At 57.8% G+C, this 7,718-nt stretch carries 6 protein-coding genes and 5 pseudogenes; 9 read left to right on the top strand and 2 right to left on the bottom strand.

Annotated features, from left to right (window positions below; genetic code table 11):
• Window positions 1-317: 317 nt before the first annotated feature.
• The 5 genes and pseudogenes from NKH38_RS32930 to NKH38_RS32910 form a co-directional block, all read left to right on the top strand.
• Window positions 318-1,313: an isopenicillin N synthase family dioxygenase gene (locus NKH38_RS32930; protein WP_352765674.1), complete on the top strand. Its 996-nt coding sequence runs from the start codon at window positions 318-320 to the stop codon at window positions 1,311-1,313.
• 169 nt (window positions 1,314-1,482) lie between these two features.
• Window positions 1,483-2,021, top strand: a pseudogene (locus NKH38_RS32925) (IS66 family transposase); the annotation flags it as partial.
• A 386-nt stretch (window positions 2,022-2,407) separates the two neighbouring features.
• Window positions 2,408-2,716: a LysR family transcriptional regulator gene (locus NKH38_RS32920; protein WP_352765676.1), complete on the top strand. Its 309-nt coding sequence runs from the start codon at window positions 2,408-2,410 to the stop codon at window positions 2,714-2,716.
• A 29-nt stretch (window positions 2,717-2,745) separates the two neighbouring features.
• Complete coding sequence (locus tag NKH38_RS32915; RefSeq protein ID WP_352765677.1) at window positions 2,746-3,324, top strand: LysR substrate-binding domain-containing protein; 579 nt, start codon at window positions 2,746-2,748, stop codon at window positions 3,322-3,324.
• Window positions 3,325-3,537: 213 nt separating this feature from the next.
• Window positions 3,538-3,828: pseudogene (locus NKH38_RS32910) on the top strand (transposase); the annotation flags it as partial.
• 38 nt (window positions 3,829-3,866) lie between these two features.
• Here NKH38_RS32910 and NKH38_RS32905 read toward each other — a convergent pair.
• Window positions 3,867-4,214, bottom strand: a pseudogene (locus NKH38_RS32905) (helix-turn-helix domain-containing protein); the annotation flags it as partial.
• A 260-nt stretch (window positions 4,215-4,474) separates the two neighbouring features.
• Here NKH38_RS32905 and NKH38_RS32900 point away from each other — a divergent pair.
• Window positions 4,475-4,605, top strand: a pseudogene (locus NKH38_RS32900) (transposase); the annotation flags it as partial.
• Window positions 4,606-4,611: 6 nt separating this feature from the next.
• Window positions 4,612-4,785 (top strand): hypothetical protein, encoded by a 174-nt coding sequence (locus NKH38_RS32895; protein WP_352765681.1) that lies wholly within the window; start codon window positions 4,612-4,614, stop codon window positions 4,783-4,785.
• 250 nt (window positions 4,786-5,035) lie between these two features.
• On the opposite strand, the pseudogene NKH38_RS32890 reads toward NKH38_RS32895, so the two are convergent.
• A pseudogene (locus tag NKH38_RS32890) lies at window positions 5,036-5,369 on the bottom strand (transposase); the annotation flags it as partial.
• Between the two features lie 727 nt (window positions 5,370-6,096).
• Here NKH38_RS32890 and NKH38_RS32885 point away from each other — a divergent pair.
• Both NKH38_RS32885 and NKH38_RS32880 read left to right on the top strand, forming a co-directional pair.
• A complete protein-coding gene (locus NKH38_RS32885; RefSeq protein WP_352765678.1) occupies window positions 6,097-6,468 on the top strand; it encodes a class I SAM-dependent methyltransferase in 372 nt (123 codons plus the stop codon).
• Between the two features lie 11 nt (window positions 6,469-6,479).
• Window positions 6,480-7,583, top strand: a complete 1,104-nt coding sequence (locus tag NKH38_RS32880; protein WP_352765679.1) for a mandelate racemase/muconate lactonizing enzyme family protein — start codon at window positions 6,480-6,482, stop codon at window positions 7,581-7,583.
• Window positions 7,584-7,718: the final 135 nt, after the last annotated feature.

Here is a 7,718-nt window from a genome sequence, read left to right as displayed (position 1 = left end):
AGAACGCGCATTACTGGGTTTTCCAGGTGCCCGAGAAGGCCAGCGCACCAACGGAGGGGCGGCCATGACCACGCTACCGCAAATCGCGCTGGCGAAGCTGGCAACCCATGCAAGACGACAACGAAGAGCGCGAGCGCCTACGCATGCCCTGCCAGGAGTTCGGGTTCTTCTACCCTTGTTGAGCAGGGCACCTTCACCTCGAAAGAATTCTCGGCACAGCCTATCCAGGCTTCCCGACGGTTCTTCACGCTGCCAGTCAAGCAAGAAAATGGCCCCAAATCGTTGTGCCGACTCCATTGTCGAACAAAGGTGTACTCATGTCTAAGGAACTCGTGGTCAGACTGGACGACAAGCTGCGCGCGAAACGCGAAAGCTTTGACAAGATCCCGGTGGTTGATATAGCGCCGCTACTCGATGGCAGCAATAAACAGAGGGTGGCAAAGGAGATACGTTGGGCCTTGTCGAACACCGGGTTCATGTATGTGAAGAACCACGGTATTCCTCAGGATTTTGTGGATTCGGTATTCGATGTTAGCCGTCGGTTCTTTGATCTGCCCTTGTCGCAGAAGATGACATTGCACGTTAGCAAATCAGATGTGGCCCTCCGCGGATACATTGAGCCGTTCGGGGAGAACACCGATCCGGGCAAAACGAAAGACCTGAAGGAGTGCTTTGACTTCGGACCTGAACGTTCGACGCTGGAAGGTCCATTTTTTGGCCCCAACCAGTGGCCGTCAAGTCTGCCCGAGTTTCGGGAACTGACATACGGATACCATCAAAAGATGGTGGACCTCGCGAAAAAACTTTTGCAGGGCATTGCGCTCAGTCTGGACCTGTCGGAAAGCTATTTCGAAAGCCTTATGCGGCAACCAATCAGCATCCAGCGTCTGCTTCATTACCCGCCGCAGAGTGGCTATGTTGGCGAAGAGATCATCGGTATTGGCGCCCACACGGATTACGGCAGTCTGACCATCCTGGCGCAGGACGACGTGGGGGGTCTTCAGGTCATGAACCGAGATGGCGATTGGGTCGAGGGCATTCCGATTCACGGCACATTCGTAATCAACATTGGCGATCTGATTCAGCGGCTCACGAACGATCTCTACCTGGCGAACATGCACCGCGTGGTAAATAGCTCGGGCCGCGAGCGATACTCGATCCCCTTCTTTATCGACGCTGATTTCAATGCGATCATCGAACCATTGCCCTCATGTGTCACAGACAGCAACCCACTTCGCTACAAGCGGGTGACGTGCGGCGAGCACAAATTCGGGCGTTTCGTAGCAAGTTACGCTCACTTGGCCAGAGCGTGACGAGAGCGGACAGGCACTTACTCACGTGACAATGCCAGCCGCACTTCATTCCGGAGAGCTACAACCGTTCAAAAGTCCTTCGCGAGCCAGTCCGCAAACAGGCGAGCTTTCGAAGCCGCCCGCGGGCGGATTTTCAGAAAACTCCATGGGTGAGACAATACCGTCAGGCTCGGCGGCGATCGCGGCGCGGTCGTCGACAACGTCAGAGCCTTCGAGCGCAAGCGACCGTCAAGGAAATCCGATAATCTGCCGTGCTAACGCGTGGTCATTGCCACTCCGTCGAACCGTTCGTGTTGGGGGTCGACCGGACTGGCGAAGCTTGCGAGGGCATCACCGAGACCCTGAGGTCATCCTGCGCCAGTGGACAAGTGAGCCAGACCGAACGCGAGAAGTCGCCTCTCGCGAATGCGAGACGATCGCGCGGCCGCCTGCACCCTTCATATGTGAGCCGCGAGGCTTTGCTGCGCCGAACTTGTTGGCGATGATCCTGTTTGAGAAGATTGCCCACCATTAGCCGTTGAACCGGCAGAGCGAGCGCTATCACTGCGCGGGCATCGATCTGAGCCTCTCCACGCTGGCGGACCAGGTCTGCCCTGTGTCGGTGCTGAAGCCAGTGCACGCGCTGATCGAGGCGCATGTGCTTGCTGCGAAGCTGTCCGCATGATGACGACACCACCGTGGATCCTGGCGAGAGGCAAGGCCGATACGTTCGCAGCTAGGCAGAACTTCTTGGCCAATGCGAACCCGTGGCTGACTGCGCTGACCATGCGGATATAACCCAAGTGACGGGCTTCTTCAATGTGACGATTCCGCGTGTATCCACAAAGCTTGTGTCCGAAGCTGGACAAAGATGTCGGAAACCCGACGAAACGGTCGCCACGGCCGGGCCGGCTGTATTGGCGAGTGGTACACCAACGGTGCGCCAATTAGGCACGCACCTTGCGTGGGTCACGGCGGACGGGCGCAATCCGTCACGAAGGCCGGTGGTGACTGATCAGTCTCGCAACGTTAACGCGTATATACTGGCGGCGGTCGTTTATAGGAAAGAAAACGACGTGGGTACCCTGTTGTTTGGTTCGCGACTGCCGATCTGATTGGCTTTTTCAATGGTTCGTCAATATTATGATCTTCCGTCCCTGACTGGCCTTGAGGTATTCGAGGCATCGGCACGCCATCTCTCGTTCAAGGTTGCGGCTTCCGAGCTGGATGTAACATGCGGAGAGATCCGTCGGCAGATCAAAGCCATTGAGGACGAGCTTGGCGTTCCGCTGTTTTTGAAGCCTGGAGCCGACGTCGTGCTTACCAGCGCTGGCAAGGTCCTCTATAGCGTGCTGGCAAGCAGTTTTTCCAAGGCGTCCGATGTCGTCAGGACCATCAAACGCGGCGATCATTCCCGCATGTAACGATTGCCTCCACCGATGCGTTCGCGTCCATGTGGTTGATGCCGCATGCGGCGCTTTTGGTCACAGCATGGTGTATCAAAGTCGACCATGTGATTTCCGACAGTTCGCGCGATTATCCGCGCGCTGAAGTCGAGCTGCGTATCTGCTATGGCATCGGCTTATGGCCTGACGAGAGAGCGGAACTGTTGTTTGGCGATGTCATCTATCCTGTCTGCGGTCCCGGCTTCGCCCAGGAGCACAGCGATGTGACCGCCAAGTGCTTGCCCGAACTGCCACTCCTGGACGTTGAATGGGTCCAACCGGACTGGGTCGGCTGGGACGAGGTCCTACGCCGCGCCAGGATTCCCCACGGGCCACTTCGTGGCCATAGGTTCAGCAGGGTCTTCGTGGCTTTGCAAGCCGCCCAGGCTGATCAGGGCGTTGCCGTGGGCTGGCACCGGCTGGTGCGAACATCGGTCGAAGAGGGCAAGCTCGTCAGGATTACCGACCTCGAGCTGGACGCCCCGGGAGGATACTATCTGACGTGGAACGACAATCGGACCCCGCCGGCGGCCGAGCAGCTGCGCGAGTGGTTGCGAAAGATCTCGGCCGAAGAGCGGAACGCTTGAAGTTAGAACTCGCGCCGGCACACCTTTGCATGGCCCGGAGGCATAGCGGTGGGGTGATCGGCATCACGGGTTCGGGACGACGTTTACTGGGCGTGGATTCTTCCGAAATCCTCGATCTAGAATGGGAGCTTCGTGGCCGCTTCGCACTCCAGGACGGGATCAGGAAGAAATCCGATCAATTCTAGGTGCCGTCGCCTCATGCCTTAGCGGGCCGCGATCACTCAGAGCTGGCGGCGCAACTGGCAGCACGTCGTGCCGTTCTTCGCCTTCCCAGAAAGTGTGCGCCGGATCATCTACACGACGAATGCAATTGAGGCGTTGAACTCCAAGCTGCGCCGCGCCGTCCGCACCCGCGGACAATTCCCGAGTGACGACGCGGCGATGAAACTGCTATATCTGGTCCTGAACCATGCGGCTGAGGAATGGAAACGACCGCCGCGCGAATGGTTCGAGGCCAAGACCCAGTTCGCCGTTGTCTTCGGCGAGAGGTTCGTCAGCCAATGACGAGACCGGCCTCGCGCACAGATTTCCTGACAGTCCCGTCTTTTTTTGTGAGACAGCTTCTCCTCGTGCACGAACTCCCACACCGAGCGGTAGTCAACCTTCAGGCCGCGCTCACCCAGTTCGGCGATAAGGCCGCGCAAGGTGAAGTCCTTTTCCCGGCAGCGCTCGACAAGCCAGTCGCGCCACGCTCCCGATATCTTCTTGGGCTTGTAACCGCCCACTTGGCTGGGCGCCACGCTGCCGGTCCGTTCCACACGCTTCAGCCACTCAATGGCCGCGCTATAGCTGACACCAAATCGAGCCGCCGCTGCGCGCCGAGAAAACCCCTCGGATTTGACCGCACGAACAACCCGTTCACGAAGGTCCATCGAATAGCAACCAACCATACTGGCCTCCAGCTCCAGCCAGAAGGTTGAATCAAATTCCTCACCCGATTTGGGAATCCCTTATCGACTCACCGTAATTTCATCCCGCTCTAAAGCGTCAGCACAAACTACGCCTCAATCGGATCGATCAGCATATAATCGCTCTCGATGCCGAGCTCGCAGCAAGCATTGCGGCCGATCCGCAACTTGCCCGCCGGCATGAAATTATCTCCAGCATAGCTGGCCTCGGCCCACGCACTGCCAACCAGTTGGTCGCCACTATGCCAGAGCTCGGATCACTTGATAACAAACAGGCCGCATGCCTAGCAGGACTCGCTCCCGTCGCCCGCCAATCAGGGCAGTGGAAAGGCAGAAGCTTCATCCAGGTGGAAGGGCCATAGTTAGACGTGCACTCTACATGCCCGCTCTCGTCGCTGCCCGCTTTAACCCTGACCTCAGGGAAAAGTATCAGCACCTCATTGCATCGGGCAAACCAGCCAAAATCGCTATAGTCGCGGTTATGCGCAAGCTCCTCGCCACCGCCAATGCGCTCGTCAAAGCCGATCGCATCTGGGTCGAAAAACGTGCTTGATCACAACGGAAACTAATCGCAATGGTGACATCAAGTGTCTTGCACTTCTAAGACGCGTGTGCCGGCTGCAGGGTTGTCGCATGATGGAGCTTCGCGGGGAGAAGCCTTCATTTGACGCACTCAGCTGAGCCTGCGGTGCGACACCTAGCGGAATGGCTCTGTCCACGTCCTGGCACGGACGTGTCGGCGCGCTCAGAGACTGAACGCTATCCGTTGTCATGCTGTCGCTCCGGAATCCGGTCGAGAGCTCGCCGGTCTTGAGCATCGCATGCATTGTCAGTGCCAGTTTGCGGGCTAAGGGCGGCTCGTTTGAAGCCGATCCTCTCCCGGAGTCTCAGGCCCCAGGTCCGCAGGCTGCTGTCGGTGCAGCTGCGGCTCAGGATGACCGTCGCAGCTTCGTAGAGAAGGCCTCGCAAATGACGATTCGCCCCGTCGGGATATGTGGCCATCAAAGTCGACCTCTCCCGATTGGTATCGTCGGGTCGTCAGGCCAAGTCAGGCGCTACGGAGCGGGATTTTGAAGTTGTCCGGCTCCTCAATGGCGGTCACGAACGAAACGACGTCGCAGTGATCGCGCCGACCCCGCCCGGTTCAGCAGGTTCCCTAGCGTCCGGATAAAATTAATGCAGGACCCGCCCACGATGGGCATCGAATCCAACTCGCCACCGTCGAATGCAAGGCTTCCAAACTCGACAGGAGGCAGGGCAGCCTGAACGTCAGACCCAACCCTGAGCGTGTCCGGTCCTTCGGGGGCAACAATACTTTTCTGCGGCAAGTCTTCTCCGACATTTCAGCCAATGACTGGCTAATACAAATACACACGGCTCTATCTAGTAGTAAACGACATATTTCCAAAATAGAATGTTAACAAAAACACGTATTACACGGTGCAGAAATGGCGCCGGTGTAAAGAAGACTTAAACTTATTTAACAATGGACGTCTTGCCGAATCGTGTAATTTGTCCTCCTAATACCGAAGATCTTCGTGGCGCAGCCGCATGATCGGTTAGCCGCCGCAAGGAAGGTCGGCCGTCGCTTTGCGGGCCGGCAGGTCCCGTCCACCAGGCACCGATAGATGGACAAGTGTTTAGGTAGCACCAAACGGAGTAATCTAGTGGACACTCTGCATAAACCGGCAGTTAGTGAGCAAGCCGCACAAGAACGGATCAAGGCTTCACACGTGCTCCACGGCGGCGCCAGCCGGCTGGCGGACTACTATCGGGAATGGTCTAACTCTTGCCATCTCGATGTTGACCGCCAGGGGGTACTGCTGCCCCTCTGGTCGTAGCGGACCTGGCGGGCGCTGTGCAGGTGGCCTACGTCGATATAGACCGCGCAGCCGTGCCGATTTTGGATGCCGGTTGCGGAACAGGTCTTGTTGGTTGCCAACTGGTCTGTCTAGGTTTCCAGTCGATCGACGGCTTCGATCTTTCTGAGGCGATGGCCGAAAACGCCGGCAGCCCGCCGTTGGGAAAAATGTCGTGCCGCCATGTTTGGGGAGCGAGTTGGTGGTCCGATCGTGATTGCGAACGAGAACAGGCATTCTCTCAACTTGATTCATATCACCAACGCGGACGGTTCAACATGCCGCCACAAAAACGGGGCGTAAGAAAGTATGTAGCCGGTAATTTTTTCGGCTGCCAAAGCATCGCCAAGTCGATGAAGCTCGACGCCGACCGATAGAGGAGACGCAAATGAAACTGGCCGGGATCAATGTGTACAACGTCGATGTGCCTGCCGTCCGCCAATTGAAATTGGCATCGGCGACAGTGCTGCATCTGCAGAGTACGGTCGTCGAACTGATCACGGATACTCGTCTTGTCGGTTTTGGCGAGACCTGTCCGGCAGGCCCGATCTATCAGCCGCAACACATGCTCGGCGCAAGGGCGGCTCTCCAGGAGATCGGGTCGAGCCTGATCGGGCTAGACCCGCGGAATATCGGCCAATTAAATCGGGCGATGGATGCAGCGCTGAATGGCAGCAGGTATGCAAAGGCGGCCATCGACGTCGCGGCGTGGGACATCGCGGGCAAGGCCTACAATCGGCGAGTTTGCGACATTATCGGTGGAGCAACCGGCGACACAATTCCCGCCTACTATTCAATTTCGACGGCCTCGCCCGATGAGATGGCGCGGGAAGCCCGCGAGCGCCAACGGGAAGGTTATGCACGGGTCCAATTAAAAATTGGCGGCCGCGACGTCGAGGAGGACATCGAGACGCTCCACAAGGTTAAGGATGCGATCAAGCCGGGAATACGGATCGCAGCAGACGCGAACCGAAGTCTGACGAGCCGGGACGCAATGTTCCTCTCGCATCGTTGCAGGGAAATCTCGATGGTGATGGAGCAGCCTTGCAACACAATGGAGGACATCGCCGCCATCCGGCATCAGCTTTGCCATCCTGTTTACATGGATGAGTCGGCGGAGGACGTGAACAGCATTCTGCGGGCCATTTCAGGCGGAGTGGTCGACGGTTTCGGTATCAAATTGACGCGTGTCGGAGGCATTTCGGCACTCCGGACTATCCGTGACATCTGCGACGCCCGCAGCTTGCCGCACACGTGTGACGACACTTGGGGTGGGGACATCATTGCCGCAGCCTGTGTGCATGCGGGTGCTACCGTCGCGCCGTCGAGGTTCGAAGGCTGCTGGATCGCAGCGCCCTATATTCGAGGACATTTCGACGACGAGAACGCCGTTCGGATTGAAGCGGGCCGGATTCAGATACCGACCGGGCCCGGACTAGGTGTGACGCCGTGTAAGGTCCAGCTTGGCTCACCGATTATGTCATTTGGCTGACGTCAAATCGTGCATGGTTTGCGAGCCTGCCAGGTAGTGTGCTGAGAGTTCTGCAAATTCGCTGAGAGGGGGCGGTCATGGCAGGCTGGTGATTGTTCACGTCACCTGATTCCCGCGAAGGAACGCCACCATGAC

Source organism: Mesorhizobium sp. M1078 (assembly GCF_040318615.1).
Lineage (GTDB): Bacteria > Pseudomonadota > Alphaproteobacteria > Rhizobiales > Rhizobiaceae > Mesorhizobium.
This window is presented reverse-complemented; position numbering and strand designations above follow the sequence as displayed.